This window comes from Nitrosomonas marina, assembly GCF_900111605.1.
GTDB lineage: Bacteria > Pseudomonadota > Gammaproteobacteria > Burkholderiales > Nitrosomonadaceae > Nitrosomonas > Nitrosomonas marina_A.
Genome location: NZ_FOIA01000017.1, coordinates 15,350 through 36,037, shown reverse-complemented (window position 1 = coordinate 36,037; position 20,688 = coordinate 15,350). Strand labels below are relative to the sequence as shown.

General features: G+C 49.3%; 11 protein-coding genes. 4 read left to right on the top strand and 7 right to left on the bottom strand.

Features of this window, described 5'->3' with window-relative positions; all coding sequences use genetic code 11:
• Positions 1-57: 57 nt before the first annotated feature.
• Positions 58-1,362: a glycerophosphodiester phosphodiesterase family protein gene (locus BMY62_RS08985; protein ID WP_090658810.1), complete on the bottom strand. Its 1,305-nt coding sequence runs from the start codon at positions 1,360-1,362 to the stop codon at positions 58-60.
• A gap of 475 nt (positions 1,363-1,837) precedes the next feature.
• Positions 1,838-2,539 (bottom strand): Crp/Fnr family transcriptional regulator, encoded by a 702-nt coding sequence (locus BMY62_RS08980; protein WP_090658808.1) that lies wholly within the window; start codon positions 2,537-2,539, stop codon positions 1,838-1,840.
• A 508-nt stretch (positions 2,540-3,047) separates the two neighbouring features.
• Between BMY62_RS08980 and BMY62_RS08975 the strand changes: the two genes are divergently transcribed.
• The 3 genes from BMY62_RS08975 (at position 3,048) to BMY62_RS08965 (ending at position 6,833) form a co-directional block, all read left to right on the top strand.
• Positions 3,048-4,070 carry a M14 family zinc carboxypeptidase gene (locus tag BMY62_RS08975; protein ID WP_090658806.1) on the top strand — a complete coding sequence of 341 codons (1,023 nt, stop codon included), beginning with the start codon at positions 3,048-3,050 and terminating at the stop codon, positions 4,068-4,070.
• Positions 4,070-4,822, top strand: coding sequence for an alpha/beta fold hydrolase (locus tag BMY62_RS08970; RefSeq protein ID WP_090658804.1), 753 nt, complete (start codon positions 4,070-4,072; stop codon positions 4,820-4,822). The genes BMY62_RS08975 and BMY62_RS08970 overlap by 1 nt, the downstream gene beginning before the upstream one ends.
• 178 nt (positions 4,823-5,000) lie before the next feature.
• Positions 5,001-6,833, top strand: a complete 1,833-nt coding sequence (locus BMY62_RS08965) for a bifunctional ornithine lipid synthase OlsF (protein WP_256207524.1) — start codon at positions 5,001-5,003, stop codon at positions 6,831-6,833.
• A gap of 125 nt (positions 6,834-6,958) precedes the next feature.
• Here BMY62_RS08965 and glgX read toward each other — a convergent pair whose 3' ends face one another.
• The 5 genes from glgX to glgB are packed head-to-tail and all read right to left on the bottom strand — an operon-like array spanning position 6,959 to position 17,640.
• Entirely contained in the window at positions 6,959-9,112 is a 2,154-nt protein-coding gene (gene glgX, locus BMY62_RS08960; protein WP_256207523.1) for a glycogen debranching protein GlgX, read from the bottom strand.
• Positions 9,105-10,370: a glucose-1-phosphate adenylyltransferase gene (locus BMY62_RS08955; protein ID WP_090658797.1), complete on the bottom strand. Its 1,266-nt coding sequence runs from the start codon at positions 10,368-10,370 to the stop codon at positions 9,105-9,107. The genes glgX and BMY62_RS08955 overlap by 8 nt, the downstream gene beginning before the upstream one ends.
• On the bottom strand, positions 10,367-13,702 hold the full coding sequence (treS, locus tag BMY62_RS08950; RefSeq protein ID WP_090658795.1) for a maltose alpha-D-glucosyltransferase: 3,336 nt from the start codon (positions 13,700-13,702) through the stop codon (positions 10,367-10,369). Before treS ends, BMY62_RS08955 begins: the two co-directional genes overlap by 4 nt.
• A gap of 14 nt (positions 13,703-13,716) precedes the next feature.
• Positions 13,717-15,714, bottom strand: coding sequence for an alpha-1,4-glucan--maltose-1-phosphate maltosyltransferase (locus tag BMY62_RS08945; protein WP_090658793.1), 1,998 nt, complete (start codon positions 15,712-15,714; stop codon positions 13,717-13,719).
• Positions 15,715-17,640 carry a 1,4-alpha-glucan branching protein GlgB gene (glgB, locus tag BMY62_RS08940; RefSeq protein WP_090658791.1) on the bottom strand — a complete coding sequence of 642 codons (1,926 nt, stop codon included), beginning with the start codon at positions 17,638-17,640 and terminating at the stop codon, positions 15,715-15,717. It abuts the gene before it with no gap.
• Between the two features lie 630 nt (positions 17,641-18,270).
• Between glgB and BMY62_RS08930 the strand changes: the two genes are divergently transcribed.
• A complete protein-coding gene (locus tag BMY62_RS08930) occupies positions 18,271-20,598 on the top strand; it encodes an esterase-like activity of phytase family protein (RefSeq protein ID WP_090658787.1) in 2,328 nt (775 codons plus the stop codon).
• Positions 20,599-20,688: the final 90 nt, after the last annotated feature.

The following is a 20,688-nucleotide window of genomic DNA, read 5'->3' as shown; positions in this document are numbered from 1 at the left end:
GCAATGAAAAAACCGGGGGCAGAGCCGATAAAACCACCCTGCCCCGTCTATTCAATATTATTTCAGATTCATGCAATTGGCATAGTAAGTTACAGTTGCAGGCCAGTCGGAGAAAATGCCGAGAATACCGACCTTGTTTGCCAGCACATGCAGCGCATCGAACATATCGCCATCGTTGTTGATAACACTGTCAGGCTCCAACGGGTTCGGATTTTGCCCGTTCAATGTCTGAAAATACCAGCCCCCGCCATTATTGAGCGGGCCGTCGCGTTCAAAAGTCCAGGCAATGATATCCAGGCCTGCATCTTTCGCTTCTTCGGCATAACGGGATGGCACCGTTTCGCCATTCTCAATTTCCAGCAGCATCCACATCGGTGGTGCTATGATCTGCACGCCATCAGCCACCAGTTGTTCCATAGGGGGCGACCAGGTCGCTGGATTGCGGTGGTCGAAAGCAGGATCATCATAGCGACCATCCAGATAAACAGCCTGTTTGCCAAAATCCGGCTCGTTCCGAATCCAGTACATTACATCACCAAGGTTGAAAGACTGTGCCCATACTTTGGAAGCGCGCACCCTTGCCTCCTTGTACTCATCGATCATTTTCCGGGCGTAATCTTCCTGAGAGAAGCCGTCAAATGGCATCGGAACGCTCGGAGATTTCAGTTCAGGCGTCATTTTGACCCCCAGTTTCTGGAACAAAGCTATACTTTCCTTGTGGGTCAACAGGGTGCCTCGTGTGGCGTACAGGTCTGTTCTCCAGTCAGCCGTACCTTTCATATAGTCAGCCACGCTTGTCGCGCGCGGGTTGGAAGCGTCCATTTTTCCTTTCAGGGTTTTGAATTCCGCCAGTGTAATATCACTGGTGCAGCAACGTGCACTGGCAGGTGTCACCAGATTTCCGTTCTCATCAAGAACTGCGGGCTGGAAAGATTCGGAACATTTCTCAGCCAATGGCGTTTCCAGAATATTGGTAGTGGTATGCAGATCGCACTGCGAATGGCGGCAAACCAGCTCCTTATCCTGCGTAAACGTTACATCGCACTCAACGATGCCCGCCCCCATTTTTGCAGCGGCCTGATACGATTCCAGCGTATGCTCGGGAAACTGCATCGGTGCGCCTCGGTGGCCAATGGAAAAATCAGCGCGTTTGAACGGACCGGATGAACAGCGCTCCAGCCTGGATTTCAGTTGACCCGGATCCATGTCCTCGACGAGAAAAAACGGACGCGGCCCCAACTGAACTTCTTGCCCACGGCCCTTTTTGTAGTGCTTCTCGGATTCATTGTCATCGTCGGCCAGGCTTACGGCTGACAACGCCAGAACAAGTGCGGCAGCACCCGTCAGGATTATGCGTTTCATGATTCACTCCTCTGGTAATGATGCTGTATTGATTGGATGCACCGGGGCGATTGACGCAATCTCTCGACAGATGGTGTGTTAGCACTCCATCGTCAAACCCGGGCAGTTTCCCATGCTAACGAGTGAATATTTCTGTTTTATGCCTATTGTATGAAACTTTGATGACTTTGGGGTGAATCGTTGGCCAGTTTGTTGCGAATTGCGAATTGCGAATTGTGAATTGCGAATTACTTGAATTATTTCAAATCCTGACCTTTATATGCGCCAGGTTGCCTGGCATGGTGGAAGTCGATTGAGACCGGGCAAGACGGGTGCCAGAAAAAAATGCCAACGATCTGAAAACCCAGATAACCATGATTTCGTGCGAATATTACCTTGATTGAATCCCACCTTTGCCAGCGGTGGGATGAAAACGACAAGATGCTAGAAAGCGGACAGAATGCTGTCTGATTCTGGCGAACTCTGACGAAAAAAATCAGTCGTTGTCGAAGAAATCGCCGGCAAAGGCGCTGTCATTAATGCAGATCTGCTCCCGGGTATAATCAAGCAGACCACGATTCCTGAAATCGTTCATGATTGTACTGACTACAGAACGGCTGGCACCAACGAGGTCAGCCAGCTCCTGCTGGGTCAGAAAAACCTCCAGAGAAAAACCGTGTGTACAACGCGTGCTGAAAAGCTGCGCCAGATCCAGCAGCGTTGCAACCACTCGCCGCTCGACAGACTGTGTCAGAATCATGCGTAATTTGTGTTCGATCCGGCGTTGCCGGGCATAAATCGATTCGAAAACCAGCAATGACAGATTCGGTCGATCGATAATGAGTTGTCTGAAATCCCTACGTCCGATACAGCAGCAGGTCACGTCTCCCAGTGCTTGCGCACTTTCCTCGGCCATCAACTCGTCAGCATCGTGTTGCAGGCGGCCGATGATATCACCCTGCCTGAGCAACGCAAGCGTCAGTTCGTTACCCTGTTTTGTCAGATACGATAATTTGACAATACCTTTTCGTATCCAGAAAAAATCTGTGTCGCGATCTCCCTGCCGGTAAAGAAAATACTTATCGGGAATTTCAACTTCCCGAATACCGGGGTAGATTTTTTTCCATTCATCGAGATTCTGTTCGAAGACTGAATTCAGGGACTGGGACAGTGTATCGCTGCAACGGTTGGATGGCATAAGCTAAGTAAAGCAGTAATATTTCTCGGTCTATTATTTTCCTACATCAATGCCCGAAAATTATAAACCGTTATGCCTGAAATAAAAATTCCGGGCCTCAGATGTATTATTACGCTAAAGACTTATGGTTGACTGGGTTCCTTGTAGCAATCGAACAGAAATGCGATTGCACGCTACACCCGATACGAGGAACCGAATTACCCGTTGCTACACCCGCGAGCTTACGTTGTTTTGGAGGTATTCGCTCTTTCACCCAAATCTGGTAATCCAACAATTATTAAAATCCAGTTACATTTTTATTAAAAATGAAGTTGGCTTGAACGAATGGTATGATGGCAGAGTCACAGTTACCCGATGTTGTATGTTCTGCCGTGAGTATGCAGTCGAGCGCATCCACTCAAGAGCACTATCTGAAAATCCGAATATGGTAAGAGAATAGATATTTTTATCGACAAAACTATGTTGGCCATTCAAGCGCGCGCTACAACAAATATAATTTAATCACAGCATGGCCTACTCAACATCCATACAAATACCCGAACTGCAACAAATTGAGACACTGATTAAATGGAGCGACAAGAAACACTTATCCAGCAGAGTGCTCGGACATATTCCCTGCCAGAATGATCTGTTACCGATTTATGCCCTGACCCTCGGCAATCAGGTTCAGGATGTGCCTTGTGTCACGTTTGTAGCCGGCGTACATGGGTTGGAGCGCATTGGTACGCAGGTTGTGGTCTCCTTTATGGAGGGGCTGCTCGAGCGTCTCGACTGGGATCAGGTTGCGGTTGATCTTTTGCAAAGAGTGCGTATCCATATACTGCCGCTCATCAATCCCGTCGGCATGTACAACAATACGCGTTCCAACGGGCAGGGTGTCGATCTGATGCGCAACGCTCCGATTGACAGCCATGAAAAAACCATCTGGCTTGGCGGCGGACACAGGATATCACCGTTATTGCCATGGTATCGGGGAAAAGCAGGCAAACCCATGCAACCGGAGGCACAGGCACTGTGTGATTTTATTATTCGGGAAGTATTTCCGGCACCGTTCAGTATTGTACTCGACTGTCACTCCGGCTTCGGTTTTCGCAACCAGATCTGGTTTCCTTATGCTCGCAGCAAGCTTGAACCAATCAAGCACATCAGGGAAATCTACTATCTGCGCAAGCTGTTTATGCATGCCTATCCGCACCAGGAATACCTGTTTGAACCGCAATCGCAACATTATCTGGTTCATGGCGATTTATGGGACTTCCTTTATCTGCAATCACTAGAGCGCGGCAATATTTTTCTGCCGCTGACGCTGGAAATGGGTTCTTGGCGCTGGGTGCGCAAGAATCCACTGCAAATCAGGCAATTGTTGGGACTTTTCCATCCGATGAAACCGCACCGCCTCAGAAGAGTGTTACGCAGCCACCTGATTCTGCTGGATTTTCTATTGCATGCTACATTATCCTATCAAAACTGGATTCATAAAAGCCAGACACCGGAAATGGAAAAACTGGCGCTGTCTCTCTGGTATCCCTGATGCAATCGCCACAGTTTGTATTAATTCGCGGCCTGTTGCGTGACGCCAGACACTGGGGCGAGTTCAAACATGTACTGCAAAGAAGATTCCCCCGAGCACGCATCCTGACGCCAGACATACCGGGTAACGGCAAACTGAATCATCTGACAAGCCCAAAAACGATTGCTGACATGACCGAAGCGCTGCGCGGGCAAATAGGGCAGCAGCAGGGTCTCAGATTAATCGCGATATCCATGGGCGGCATGATCGCCATTGACTGGATGACGCGCTATCCGGATGAAGTGCGATCCGCTGTCCTGATCAACACCAGCCTCAAAAATTTTTCACCATTTTATCATCGCCTGCGCTGGACGGCTTATCCGCGCGTTGCCAAGATGATTCTGACAGCCATACTGCAAAAAAAAATAGACATTGAGGCTGATATTCTGGCGCTTACATCCAATTGTCATGGTGGAGACCAGAAACTTCTGTCATGCTGGCAGCGATGGCAGCAACAGCACCCTGTGTCATTGTCGAACGCAATCCATCAGTGTCTTGCTGCAGCCAGTTTTACCAACCCATTGCGACTGAACCAGCCTGTCCTCGTGATCACCAGTATGGCGGACCGCCTGGTCGACTATCACTGCAGCGCCCGACTGGCACGGGTATTGCAAACCGATTACGTGCAGCATTCGACGGCTGGTCACGATCTGCCGCTGGACGAACCCGAATGGCTGGTGAACGCCATCGGTGCATGGCTGCATTCTCACTAGGCCGACCGATAAATCAATTTCTACGACGCAGATTAACAAAATATATACCGCCATAACCCATCCAATAGCACACGCTGCCGATTTGCGGTATGCATAATGTAGAGACCAATCATATGTTGCCTGTTGCCCAAGTAGATATGCAGAACAAAACATTATTGTGCTGAAAGGTCACCAAAGAATGTTAAACGTCATTGTATCGTCATATTTTTTCTATACTGTACCGATCATTCATATTTTGCCGGAGAACGGAGACATGCTTGATGTCGATGCTTTATTGAATGATTATTTACAACATGCGGGCGAACAGCATGACAGGCCTTTCATCAAAAAGGCATCATTCATCCTTAAGAAGTTGTTTCATCAGAATGAGATCAATGAGTTTATTGAAACGCATCAGCATCTGGAAGGACTGGAGTTCAACGACGCCGTACTCGAGCATTTTAACTTTACCTATCAGGTTTCAAATAAAGACCGCGCTCGTATCCCTGACCAGGGCCGCACATTGATCGTTGCCAATCATCCCCTCGGTTCACTGGACGGACTTGCCCTGCTCAAGCTGGTGTCGGAGGTCAGAACAGACGTCAGGGTGGTCGCAACCACACTGCTGGATTGCATTGAACCGTTGAAAAGTCTTTTCCTGTCTGTCGACAATCTCTCACGGTATGGGAATACACGTGACCAGATTGACCAGATTGTCGAAGCGCTTGAATCAGATCAGGCCGTTATCATGTTTCCGACCGGCGAAGTATCGCGTATTCGTCCCAATGGAATCCGCGACGGCAAATGGAAGTCCGGTTTTCTGGCATTGGCCAAGAAAACGCGCAGTCCCGTTCTGCCGGTTTTTATCGGTGGTAAGAATTCAACGCTCTTTTACGGTTTATCGAGTATCTACAAGCCACTCGGCACGATGATGCTGGTCAATGAAATGTTCAATCAGAAAGACCATGAAATATCATTTCGAATAGGTAATCCCATACCGTGGAATTCCATTGCAGCTATGGACCTCCCCAAAAAAGCGCTTGCCAAGTTAATGCGCAAACAGGTTTATCTGTTGGGAAAAAAGAAGAAAAAGGATCTGTTCAATCCGGTTGAAAATATCGTGCATCCGGCAAAAACAAAACTTATTCGCAAAGAACTCAAGGCTTCTCAGCTGATTGGCGAAACCCAGGATGGCAAGCATATTTATCTGTTCGATTACATACCGAATTCCAGCGTAATGCGTGAAATCGGTCGCCTACGCGAACTGTCCTTCCGGCAGGTACAGGAAGGTACGGGAAACGCACTTGACATCGACAGCTATGACCGTTACTACCGTCACCTGATTCTATGGGATGAGGACGAATTGGAAATCATCGGCTCCTATCGTATTGGCGAAGCCGGTGAAATTCTGCGTGAATACGGACAAAAAGGTCTATACACGAACAGTCTGTTTAAATTTGACGAAGCATTCATACCTTACCTCGAGAATGGTATAGAACTGGGACGCAGTTTTATTCAGCCCCGGTATCAGGGAAAGCGCAGCCTCGACTATCTCTGGTATGGTATCGGCGCTTATCTGCATCAGCACCCTGAAGTCCAGTATCTGTTTGGTCCCGTATCAATGAGCAATTCATGGCCTGAACCAGCACAACAAATTATCGCGGATTTTTACAGCACACTTTTCAGCTGCGAAAAAACACTCGTCGAACCGAGACTGCCATTCCAATTTGACACAACTGACGGTTTCTCCAGGTTGAGCACCATCACCAGTGAAACCGAGTACAAGCAGGCCTATGCTCAACTCAAGAACAAAATGGACGTGTTCGGTGTTAAAGTCCCTGTATTATATAAACAGTATGTCGAGCTGTGCCGGCCCAATGGCTGCAAGTTCCTGGGATTTAATATCGATCCGAAATTTTCAAATTGTGTGGATGCATTGATTCTGGTACAGATAAACGCTATCAAGGAAAAAAAATTCCAGCGTTATATCGAAAGCCACGACCAGATTTTACAAAAACTGAATTCTGCTTAGATCTGGAAACAGGTTAAACATCTCTCTCCCTGAATAGACAAAAAAAGCGGACACTGACTCTCCCTTCGCTTTTCTGTCTATTCAACTTTTATCAATGAAATCTACTGACGCGCTGCAACAATCTGTTATCGAATTTGCTTTCTTTCATGTATGAGCAGCACCAGCGAGCGTCCCTGCAGGGGATAACTTTCGCCGCACCGGTACTGCTGTGCGGCTGGCGGTATTGCAAACTCCATGGTGTCGATCAACACTTTCCAGTCATATTCTGCAGCGAAATCCGGCAACCTGAATGGAATCTCCTCATGATAAGCATTCAGCAACATCAGAAAATCATCATCAATAATCATATGTCCGCGCGAATCACGCTCGTTAATCCCCGTTCCTGCCAGAAAGACACCTAGACAGCGCGCAAAATCATGCTGCCACTGTTCCTCGCTCATCTCTTTTCCATCCGGATTCAGCCAGACAATATCTTTTTTTCCTTTGATGCTGTGTCCCTGAAAAAAATTTCGACGTCTGAAACTGGGATGTTTTTTGGTCAGGCTGATAAGTGACCGCGCAAAATTAAGCAATTCACGGTTTTCTTCACTCAGCTCCCAGTCAATCCAGCTGATCTCATTATCCTGGCAATAGGCATTATTGTTACCCTGTTGACTACGCCCCATTTCATCACCGGCCAACAGCATCGGCACGCCCTGGGAAAGAAACAGCGTCGCCAGAAAATTCCGTTTCTGACGCATGCGGAGACCGCGGATCTCGGGATCGTCAGTCTCACCCTCCGCGCCGCAGTTCCAGCTACGGTTATGATTTTCGCCGTCGCGGTTCTCTTCCAGATTCGCTTCATTATGCTTGTGGTTGTAACTCACCAGATCATGCAGTGTGAATCCGTCATGAGCAGTAATGAAATTAATACTCGCATAAGGGCGGCGCCCGTTATGCTCGTACAAATCGCTGGAGCCGGTGAGACGATAACCGAGTTCATCGATGACACCTCCTTCGCCTTTCCAGTAATCGCGAACAACATCACGATATTTGCCGTTCCATTCTGTCCAGCCAACCGGAAAACCGCCTACCTGATATCCACCAGCACCGAGATCCCAGGGTTCAGCGATAAGTTTTACCTGCGATAACACAGGATCCTGATGTATGGTATCGAGAAATGCATTCAAACGATCCACCTCGTGGAGACCTCGAGCCAGCGCCGCAGCCAGGTCGAAACGGAAACCGTCGACATGCATGTCCAGCACCCAGTAGCGCAGGCTGTCCATAATCAGCTGCAATACACGCGGATGCATCAGGTTCAAGGTATTGCCGCACCCTGTATAATCCTTGTAGTAACGGGGGTTATCTGATGTCAGACGATAGTAGACCGCATTATCGATACCGCGAAAAGACAGTGTTGGTCCAAGCTGGTTGCCTTCGGCTGTATGATTATAAACAACGTCCAGAATTACTTCGATACCCGCAGTGTGCAGGGTTTTAACCATTGTCTTGAATTCATTGACCCCGCCACTGGAACCATAGCGGCTATCAGGCGCAAAAAAACCGATAGAGTTATAACCCCAGTAATTGCTCAGGCCCCGCTCAGCCAGATAATGATCGTTTATAAACGCATGTATTGGCATTAACTCTATCGCGGTGACTCCCAAACGGTGAAAGTGCTCGATGACAGGCTCGCAGGCAAGTGCCGCATAGGTGCCTCTCAGGTGCGGCGGTACCAGCGGGTGCAGCCGGGTGAACCCTTTAACATGCAACTCGTAAATTATGGTTTCATGCCAGGGTGTTTTGGGTGGGCGGTCATCCTCCCAGGTGAATGCAGGATCAATAACGCGACACTTGAGCATACTGCGCGCATTATCGCTCCAGTTGTACGAAAGATCCTTGCGGTTACTGTGAATTTTATAACCGAAATGCGCTTCACTCCAGCGTAGTTGGCCGTGAATATCCTTGGCATATGGATCGATCAATAACTTGTTCGGATTGAAGCGGTGCCCTTCTTCAGGTTTGTAAGGCCCGTACACCCGGTAACCGTATAGCAGACCGGGACGCGCTTCAGGGAGATAGCCGTGCCAGACCCGGTCGGTCTGTTCCGGCAAAACAATCCGCTGGATTTCACGATGACCCTTTTTGTCGTATACACATAATTCGATTTTATCCGCATGTTCCGAAAATAATGCAAAATTAACGCCTGCCCCGTCCCATGTGGCACCCAGTGGATAGGGCCTGCCCGGCCAGAGGCGCGGAAAAGGCTTATTGATATTATTTTGCATGTTATTCATTATATCCAGGCCCTTTGCCGCGCGAATCGCGTGCGAAGTAGCTGATCTCTCCCAGTGGTACAACCACAAGGCCGGTAGGCGTAACGTGGTAACGCCGGCGGTCTTCTTCAGGGTCAAAACCAATGCGCGCATCCGCCTCGATAATATTATGCCGGTCTACAATAACGCGGCGCAGTTTGGCACCACGGCAGATCCGTACATAATCCATGATAATGCAATCTTCAAGCTCAGCACCCGGCTCTATGACGGATTCTCGTCGAATAATACAATTGCGCACATTGGCGTCATTAATCACAGTGGCCGCACCAAGCAGGCTGTTGTCTATACATCCTCCTATTACGCGGGCAACCGGCCCCGGATAACCGCTCGAGTAAATGGGCCATTGCGGGTTGAATGCGTCAAAACGCGGCTCCATTCCAAGCACATCAAAATGCGCCTCGAAATAAGCATCGAGGGTACCGACATCGCGCCAGTAGCCTTTTTCTTCATAAGATTTGATACCCGGCACATCGTTGGAAGCAAAATCATAGGCAAACAATCGATGGCTTTGCAACAACATCGGTAGCATATGCCGTCCGAAATCGGTTTCTTCGCGCTGATGCAGAATCTCCAGCGCTTCAATCAGTACAGCAGTGTTGAAGATATAATTACCCATAGACGCATAGGCACGCGACGGATCAGTGGGAATTGCCTGCGGATGTGCGGGCTTTTCCTGGAACCCTTTTACCCGGCCATCAGTGTCCGCCTCAATGATACCAAAGCTGGGTGACTGTTCTATTGGCACTGGTAGCGCAGCAAGACTGACATCTGCGCACCGCTGGATGTGGAATCGCACCATCTGCCTGATATCCATTCGATAGATATGATCCGCGCCAAATACCACCACAAGATCCGGCTGATGTTCTTTGATCAGACTCAAATTCTGATAGACAGAATCAGCAGTACCGGTAAACCAGGACTTGCCTCTGTGCATTTGGGGTGGTACGACGGTTACAAAATGTTCCGGAAGCAACGGCGAAATCGTCCAGGCCCTGCGAATATGTTCGATCAATGACTGGGATTTATACTGCACCAGCAGATAAATCGATCGAATCTCTGAATTGATCAGGTTGCTCAACACAAAATCCACGATTCGATAGCGGCCGCCAAACGGCACACCCGGTTTGCAACGTTTTTCAGTTAATGGCTGCAGGCGGCTGCCCTCGCCACCCGCCATCACGAAAGCCATAATTTTTGGCTGCGATCTCATTTCTTTCATGCGCCTTCTCCGGATGCATTGGATGTCGTATGTAATATAGCAAGCAAACCCGTCAGCGGAACTCCAGCCCATTCCACGCGATGATCCAGTTCATAGCGCAATTCATACAATGCTTTTTCAAGTATGAACAACTCAATTAACCGCCCGGCATCCTTGTCCGCAGAAGGCCAGGCCGGGCAATCCGCTATACCTTCACGGTATCCGGATAAGAAAGCATCACGTGCAGCCAATTCCCATTCCTGAACATAGGGCATCAATCGCTCGCGGTCTGCCGGTCGTACTGACGCACAGCCGGTTAATGCCACGGCACCCGCGTAACTGAAAGAACGAAGCATACCGGCCACATCACGCAAAGGCGAATGTTTGGCCCGGCGCGTTTCCAGCGGTCTGCCCGGCTCGCCTTCAAAATCAATGATGACAAAATCGTTCTCGGTCAGCAGCACCTGGCCGAGATGAAAATCACCATGGTAACGGGTTTTGACAGCGTTCAGGTTTTCCGGAATCAGCGTATCGATTCGCCTTAACAGTTGTGCCGACATGTCCAGTAACTCATGCACGCCTGCCTGGTCATTTTCCGAAATAGCGCTACTGTGTAACGTCAGCTTCTCCAGCGTTTTGTGCAGATCCTGGCAGACCTGCTCACGCCAGTTTATTAAATCTGACGGCAGAATGGGCTCCGGTTCAAAATCAGGGTTGCCACCTGCAAAGGCAAGTGCCCGATGCAGTTCTCCCGTACGCAGTCCGAGTATGTGTATCAGCCATTTATAATCGGCATGCCAGTTTTCGGTTTCTTCTATGACCGTTGGGTTGGTCAGACAATCCTCGAAAAAGCGCCGCAAATAATCGATCGTGTAAGTCCACCCATCCCCCTGATTGGGTTTGTATGCCTGAATCAGGGCCAGCGTCGTCGCAGGCGTATCTGGTTCCTGATAGTCGACTGAGCCTATTAACGGCGAGATATTTGGATAAGGCGAAACATCAGTCAGGAAACGCCCCATCTCCATTTCCAGATTCACGCCTGGCTGCAACTGTCGATACAGCTTCAAAAATAACCGATCTCCCAGTGCAATAGTACTGTTGGTGCTTTCGGACAAAGGTCGCTGATCTTCCGCCATACAGCTGTCATCGACATACTTGTCAAAGGCCGAGGTAGCGCGGAAATGAATCATTTCCGAAACGGTTTCCGCAGCTGCTGACTGGCTCATGGAACTGATGATTGCCCGAACAAATGCTTCGTCGTGTACCGCATCATAAATGATGCCTACTCGGGCACGCTGTCGTGCTCTTGCCAGCGCAACATGCAGTAATGGCCGGACATGATCATCGTCTGTTTCACCCCAGATTATTGATAAAGGCAAAAAATAGATCTGTGCATCCTGTTGCGCAAAATAAACCTTGATCCACAACCAGAGCCATGCATGAGATTCCTGTGAACGCGTTGTCAGGCGCATAATCTCAATGCGGTCCAGCGATTCGGTTTTGGCAGCAAACCAGCGTTGATTGACCAAGAAATCAGGCAAAATTTCTCGTTCGAGTTGCGCCCGGAGTTTCTCGGCCATCGTCGACTTTCTTAATTCAGCCTGTTCGCTCAGAAAACTGCGCAACCCGTCAAATAAAACCATGACCGGCAGTTTTAACGGCAGCGGTGCTTCCGAATGCCAGACCGGCGCTTCAGTATTGGCGGTCAGACAAAACCAATAAAACTGATGGCCGGGCAGCGTCAACATGTAAGGCAGATCGCCAATGGGTGGAAAAGCGGTCCGTCCCAGCAGCTCTATCGGTATTTTGCCTTTGAACCGGGACAGATCAAGCTCTACGGGTTGTGCTGAACGGGACAGATTTGCCACACAAAGAATGGATTCATCGCCGTATTCGCGTATATAGGCAAGAATCTTGCGGTTGCCTGGATTCAGGAATTCCAGCGTGCCGCGTCCGAATGTCGGGTAAGACTGGCGCGCAGCAATGATGCGTTTCATCCAGTTTAACAGTGACGAAGGTTCGCGGTTCTGCGCTTCCACATTAACAGCTTCATAACCGTACACCGGATCCATAATGGGCGGCAAATACAGAAATTGCGGGTCCGCCTTGGAAAAACCGGCATTACGGTCCGGGCTCCACTGCATGGGGGTACGTACGCCATGCCGGTCACCCAGAAAAAAATTATCGCCCATACCAATTTCGTCTCCGTAGTAAACAATTGGTGATCCCGGCATGGACATCAGCAGGCTGTTCATCAACTTGATCTTGTCAATATCATTGTCCATCAGTGGTGCCAGCCGCCTTCTGATGCCAACATTGACACGCATGCGTGGATCCGCTGCGTAGCGTTCGTACATATAATCACGTTCCCGATCGGTTACCATTTCCAGCGTCAGTTCATCGTGATTGCGCAAAAAAATCGCCCACTGGCAGCTATCGGGAATCTCGGGTGTCTGCTGCATGATCTCTACAATGGGATGCCGGTCTTCTAATGCGACAGCCATATACATCCGCGGCATCAGTGGAAAATGATATGCCATATGGCATTCATCGCCCTGACCGAAGTAATCCTGAACGTCTTCTGGCCATTGATTGGCTTCAGCCAGAAACAGACGATTACGGTAACGCGCATCCACAACTGAACGCATATGCTTGAGCACTGCATGGGTTTCGGGCAGATTCTCATTGTTAGTGCCCTCGTGTACACACAGATACGGCACTGCATCCAGACGTAATCCGTCTACACCCATATCAAGCCAGAAATTCATCACCCGAATCACAGCCTTGACCACGTCCGGGTTATTGTGGTTCAAATCCGGTTGATGGTGAAAAAAACGGTGCCAGTAAAACGCCTGCGCCGTATCATCCCATGTCCAGTTTGAAGACTCGGTATCGGTAAAAATAATTCGTGTTTCCGGAAATTTCTGACTGGATTGGCTCCAGATATAAAAATCCCTTTTCTTACTGCCCGGTGGCGCTTCACGTGCAGCCCGAAACCAGGGATGCTGGTCCGAAGTGTGGTTGATTACCAGTTCAGTGATCACGCGCAATCCGCGCCGATGCGCTTCGCGCAGAAAATTCCGGAAATCCTTGCGTGTGCCGTAATCGGGGTGGATATTACGATAATCTGATATGTCATAGCCGTCATCACGTTGTGGTGACGGATAGAATGGCAACAACCAGATGGTGTTGACACCCAGATCCTGAATATAATCAAGTTTTTGCGTCAACCCCGCGAAATCGCCGATGCCATTATTGTCATGATCGTAGAAGGCCTTGACATGTAACTGGTAGATAATGGCATCCTTGTACCAGAATGGATCGTCATCTTTGTCAGCAATCTGCCAGTCCATACTTGCTCCCTGGGTTACATATAGTAATCAAAATCCCGTTCACTGCGTACACGCCTGCGAAGACGGAAGATATGCGCCGGCACAATCCGGGGATCCAGTTCAACATAATTTCGCGGACCGTTCCAGATAAAACGTGCATTGCTCAACAGATCATGCACCTGATAGGAATGATCCACATCCAGCCCGAAGGTATCCAGCGGAATATCCAGCCATCCTGACTGTATATGATGCGGGTCCAGATTGACCACTACCAGGATGATATTGCCAAGATCCTCAGTGTTTTTACTGTAGCAGATAAGAGATTCGTTATCCACAGCATGAAACCGCAATATATGGTCAAATTGCAGTGCCGGATTCTCCCGGCGAATACGGTTTATTCGTGCAATATAATCTTTCAGGCTGTCACGTTGCTGCAGATCCCAGTGCCGAATCTGGTATTTTTCCGAATCGAGGTATTCTTCGCTGCCGGGTTCTCTCGGTTTGTTTTCAAAAAGCTCGAAAGCCGGACCATAAATACCGTAACTGGCTCCCAGGGTGGCAGCCAGCGCAAGACGAATCATAAATGCAGGTCGACCACCATATTGCAGATATTCCGTCAGGATATCCGGCGTATTCGGCCACAGATTGGGGCGCAGGTATTCGCGCTCACGGCCCTTGGACAGCTGGGTGAGATAGTGAACAATCTCGTATTTGGTGTTGCGCCAGGGAAAGTAATTATAAGACTGGCTGAATCCCAGTTTGGCCAGGTAGTGCAGTACCTTTGGCCGTGTAAACGCTTCAGCCAGGAAAATCGTTTCAGGATGATCTCGCTTGATGCTGTTGATTGTCCATTCCCAGAAATAAAAACTTTTGGTATGCGGATTATCCACCCGGAAAATCCGTATACCCTGTTTGATCCAGAAGCGAAACACGCCTTCCAGTTCCGCCCATAATTGCTGCCAGCCGGTGCTCTCGAAATCAAATGGATAAATATCTTCATACTTTTTTGGTGGATTTTCCGCGAACTGAACGCTGCCGTCAGGACGGTGTCGAAACCACTCCGGATGCTCCTTGACATATGGATGATCCGGAGAGCACTGAAACGCGATATCCATGGCGATTTCCAGCTTGTGCTCGCGTGCACGCGCAATCAGACTGTGGAATTCCTTCAGTGTACCCAGTTCCGGATGAACACTGAGATGCCCTCCTTCCTCTGACCCAATGGCCCATGGGCTGCCGGGATCTTGTTCGCCCGCCACCAGTGTATTATTTGGGCCTTTTCGTTTTGTAGTACCGATGGGGTGTATCGGCGGCAGATACAGCACATCAAAGCCCATCGCGGCAATATAGGGCAAGCGTGCCTCACAGTCGGCGAAAGTACCGTGACAACCGGGTTCTGTGCTGCAAGAACGCGGAAAAATCTCATACCATGCGCCAAAGCGCGCCAGTACAGGCTCAACAACCACGGCCAGTTCCCGACCATACTCCGTTGCCAGATTCGGGTCCGTATACCGGGACATCAGCTGTGCAAGCTCGGCATCGAACGCCGTATCAAACCGAACGCGCCAGTCATCGTCGCTGCGTAGCGCTTTGCCAAAAAAACGGAGCCTGTTCGCATCACTGCGCTGCGCGCGTGAAGCAGCGGCATCGATCAATTCCGCGCCAGCAAGCAGTGCAATCTCGATATCGCCGGGATCGGAACGCCGCTTGAGATCCCCTGACCATGAGGCAAAATGATCAACGCAGGCAGACACGGTGTAATAGTAGCGTCCCAAGTCATGTACAGAAAATGCACCCTGCCAGCAATCATTACCCACCGGCTTCATTGGAGTTTTGTGCCACGCTGACTGATGTTCACTGCGATACAACAACACACAATGAATCCGCTCATGTCCATCGGTAAAGACATCAGCCTCTACCGCAACCTGTTCGCCAACAGTGCGCTTAACAGGAAAACGCCCGCTATTCACCTGCGGTTCCACACGCTCGATAATTACTCTGCACTGCCCTGTTTCAGGTAACGTATGGACCATCTATTCCTCCGCCTTGAAGAAGAGTGTCGCCAGAGGCGGAAGACTCAGCATCAGAGAGTGCGATCTGCCGTGAACGCTGACCGGCGCTGCTTCCACACCACCCAGATTGCCATGGCCACTGCCACCATATTGGGTTGCGTCACTGTTCAGCACTTCACGCCACCAGCCGCCACGCGGCACACCCACGCGATAATTCATACGGGTGATCGGCGTAAAATTACATACCACCAGAATGACATCCCCACTGCGTTTTGCTGACCTGATAAAACTGATGGTGCTTTCTTCCCAGTCGTTACAGTCCACCCACTCAAAACCCTCGGACGCAAAATCCTGTTCATACAATGCAGCTTCGTTGCGATAAAAGTGATTAAGATCCTTCAGCCAGTCCTGTATACCCCGGTGGGGTGCATGCTGTAACAATTCCCATTCGAGGCTGCGGTCATGATTCCATTCGCTCCACTGCGCAAATTCATTCCCCATGAACAGCAGTTTTTTTCCGGGGTGGCCATACATATAACCATAAAGCGCGCGCAGATTGGCAAATTTTTGCCAGTCGTCACCGGGCATCTTGCCGATCATCGAGCCTTTGCCGTGAACGACCTCATCGTGTGAAAAGGGAAGCAGAAAATTTTCATTGAATGCATACCACAAACTGAAAGTCAGCTGGTTATGATGGTGCTTGCGATAAACCGGGTCTTTGCTGAAATAAGTCAGCGTATCGTGCATCCAGCCCATGTTCCACTTCATGCCGAAACCCAGCCCGCCCACATAAGTGGGCCGGGAAACGGCCGGCCATGCGGTGGATTCCTCGGCTATCGTTTGCACCCCAGGATAATCTCTGTAAACCGCTTCGTTCAGACTGCGCAAAAAGCTGACTGCGTCAAGGTCTTCGTTACCGCCATGCTGGTTTGGCGTCCATTCTCCTTCGCGGCGACCATAATCAAGATAGAGCATGGAGGCCACCGCATCCACACGCAGGCCGTCAATATGATACTTGTCGAGCCAGAACAGTGCGCTGCTGATCAGAAACGCACGCACTTCGTGACGCCCATAATTAAAAATATAGCTCTGCCATTCTGGGTGATAGCCGCGTTTGGGATCGGCATGCTCGAATAAATAAGTCCCATCGAAATAATGCAGGCCGTGAGCATCGTCGGGAAAGTGCGAGGGCACCCAATCAAGAATAACGCCGATACCCTGCTGATGCAGACAGTCCACCAGGTACATAAAATCCTGCGGCGTACCATAGCGCGCAGTTGGAGAAAAGTAGCCCGTTGTCTGATAACCCCATGAACCATAAAAGGGATGCTCCGTAACGGGCAGGAATTCAACATGAGTAAAATTCATTTCACGCACGTATTCGGGCAGCCACTTGGCCAGTTCCCGGTAATTGAGCGGTCGATTATCTTCTTCGACCAGGCGTCTCCAGGAACCCGAGTGCATTTCATAGATAGAAAGTGGCGCATCCAGATCATTGACAGCTTTCCGGTTATTCATCCAGTCCGCGTCGTTCCATTCATAATCCATGTCCCAGGTTTTGGATGCTGTTTTCGGGGGTGTTTCCCAAAAAAAAGCGAAAGGGTCGCCTTTATCGACCCGGTAGCCATGATACCGTGAGACAATATGATACTTATAAACCGTACCGGATAACAGGCCCGGAATAAATCCTTCCCAGACCCCCGAATCATCACTGCGCATTTTCAGCGGATGCGCGTCAGCACTCCAGTTATTGAAATCCCCAATAACCGAAACAGACTGCGCATTCGGCGCCCACACCGCGAAAAATGTTCCCTGTTGATTTTTATGAACAATCTGATGCGCACCGAGTTTGTCATACAGTCTTGCATGCGTCCCTTGCCTGAACAGATAAATATCGCCTTCTGTCAGCAATGAAATGTCATGTTTTATCGATTCTATCTGATCCATATACATTCTCCTTCACAGGATATAGATCTGTTAACCAGTCGATCCCGGTCACGTTTTGCTCAGACACAATGAATTCATTTGCCCGGGATAACCCAAAACAGGTAAAAATTGTATTTTTACGCCAGCAGGTGGCGCTCCTTCTGTTCTCCTGGATTGTTTATTACCTTACAGCAATTTGTCATAGTTTGTGAGACATTTTGATGGCCTGACTCTTTCCAGAATGACGCTACACTTTGACAGATAAACAGACCAATTATTAAGTGACAGCCTGACCCGAGCGTCCGGCAATTGTGAAAATCAGGATCCATACCTGGCATTTCCTTCACTGCAAACTGCATAACCCTGAACGCAGAATCGTTTCCGTATTGACGGATAAGCATGGTTGCCAGCTATGTATGGATATCCGATTCCGCTGGCGTGACAGGCGACAGTTCGGAAAAATGTGATGACCCGATCCATACAGCAATACTTTTATCTGCATCAATGACGCAGCATTATTTCCAAACACGCCATTAGTACATGCAACTTCAGTACATGCAACTTCATGCATTTGTCATTAAATTGACATCAACACATTTTAAGATCACCTGTAATCAAGCACCATACATAACAAAAAAACTGGAGTTTTAAATGCATATTAATAGTGATATATCCCGCCTTAAAGTCCACACGTACACCGTATTCGGGGTAATCGTGCTCGTGGTCTTTTTTCTGTTGCCGTTCGCGGCACTGGCGGACGGACGTGTTTTTAACCGCATTGCAACTTTTCCCGTGTATCTGAACACAGATATGGGCGTTGAGACGGTCGCGGAAATTGTCGATGCCAGTAAAGACGGCAACACACTGGTTTATACCGACAGTGAAACAGGCAAACTGGGTTTTGTCGATATCCAGCGGCCCGACAATCCTCAAGCACTCGGTGCCATTGATGTCGGTGGAGAACCGACATCGGTCGCCGTGGCTGGAGAATACGCGCTGGTTGCGGTCAATACTTCTCCCAGCTTTATTTCACCCAGCGGACATCTTCATGTTGTCCATATTGGTACGCAGACAATCGTCGCAACGCATAAGCTGGCGGGACAACCGGATTCAGTCGCCGTCAGTCCGGACGAACGCTATGCTGCTATCGTGATTGAAAATGAACGCGACGAGGATTTAGGAAACGGAGAACCGCCGCAGGCGCCTGCCGGTTTACTGCAGATTGTCGATTTGGCTGGCATGCCGACAGACTGGTCGATCCGTGATGTCAACCTGGATAATATAGCCGATTTGTTTCCGGGCGATGCAGAACCCGAATATGTAGACATCAATACTGACAATATCGCCGTTGTTACGATGCAGGAAAACAACCATATTGTAATAATCGACCTGGCTACAGGCACAATCATCAATCACTTCTCCGCCGGTTTAACCGATCTGCATCAGATCGATAACCAGGAAGAAGATCCAGCGCTGATCAGTCTGACGGACACGCTGACAAATGTTGCACGCGAACCCGATGGTGTAACCTGGATTTCCAACGAAGTTTTTGCAACAGCTGATGAGGGCGACTTGTTCGGGGGCAGTCGCGGGTTCACGCTGTTCGATACCGATGGCAATATCCTGTTTGAAGCCGGCAATACACTGGAACATGAAGTGGTACGTCTGGGGCACTATCCCGACAGCCGTTCAGGTAATAAAGGCAATGAACCGGAAAATGTGGAATTCGCCGAATATCGCCATCAGCAGTATTTATTTGTCGCATCCGAGCGTTCAAGTGTAATTTTCGTATACAAAATAAAAGGAAGACACCACAAACCCGTATTGATGCAAGTCTTGCCAGCCGGTGTCGGACCTGAAGGCATTAAAGCCATTCCGAACAGGAACTTGCTGGTGGCCGCCAGCGAAAACGATTCGCGCGATGACAAATACCGCAGCGTTATCACAATTTATCAACTGGAAAAAAGCAACCATGGCAAGGCGAATTATCCCACTGTTTTCTCAAAAAACCGCGCCGACGGCACACCCATCCCATGGGGCGCCTTATCAGGTTTCGCAATTGATCCCAGACATGAAAAAACGCTGTATGCCGTACATGACAGTTTTTATCAGCAAAGCCGTATTTATGTCATGAACATTCATAAAAAACCGGCTGTGATTACCGGTGAGATCATACTGAAAGATCAGAACGGCCATACTGTCAATCTGGATGCTGAAGGTATTGCTGCGAGTTCGAATAGAGACGGCAGTTTCTGGATTGCTTCTGAAGGTGCTGGATCGGTAGACGACCCAGGACGTCCGGTAACCAGTCTGAATGAACTCGTACATGTTGCTGCGGACGGCGTGATTATTGACACCGTCACACTGCCCGACAGTGTCAATGCAAAACAACGCCGCTTTGGCTTTGAAGGTGTAGCCTCGGTCAAGGAAGGCGACAATGAAGTACTATATGTCGCATTCCAGCGCCCCTGGATAGGCGACCCGGAGCCGAATAATACCGATGATGGCGGTCAGGTCAGAATCGGTCGTTATGACACGGCGAGCCGGGAATGGACATTTGCATACTATCCACTGGAGGTACGTCAGTCACCGAATGGCGGCTGGGTTGGCTTATCGGAAATAACCGCACTGGGAGATGGCCGCTTTGCTGTCGTCGAGCGTGATAATCAGGCCAATACGGATGCGCGAATCAAGCACATCTACGCGTTCTCTGTTAACAATGTCATTTTCAGGCCAGAGGGTGAAACCTTTGACGTATTGACTAAAACACTGATACGCGACCTGATGCCCGATCTTGAAGCAACGGGCGGCATGGTGCTTGAGAAAATAGAAAGCCTGGCAGTGACGAGAAAAGGTGACATGCTATTTGCAAACGATAACGACGGTGTTGACGATTCAAACGGCGAAACACAGCTAATCCGTATCAACGGTGTTTTTGAGAAAAGCCGGCGCGACACCATAGTGCGCAGCACCGATTAACCCGCACTACACAGGCCGTCTAAAAGTTTTCAGAAATTTTTGAACCTGCCTTTTTGAAAACACAAAAAACCTTTCAACGGCCTGTGTTGA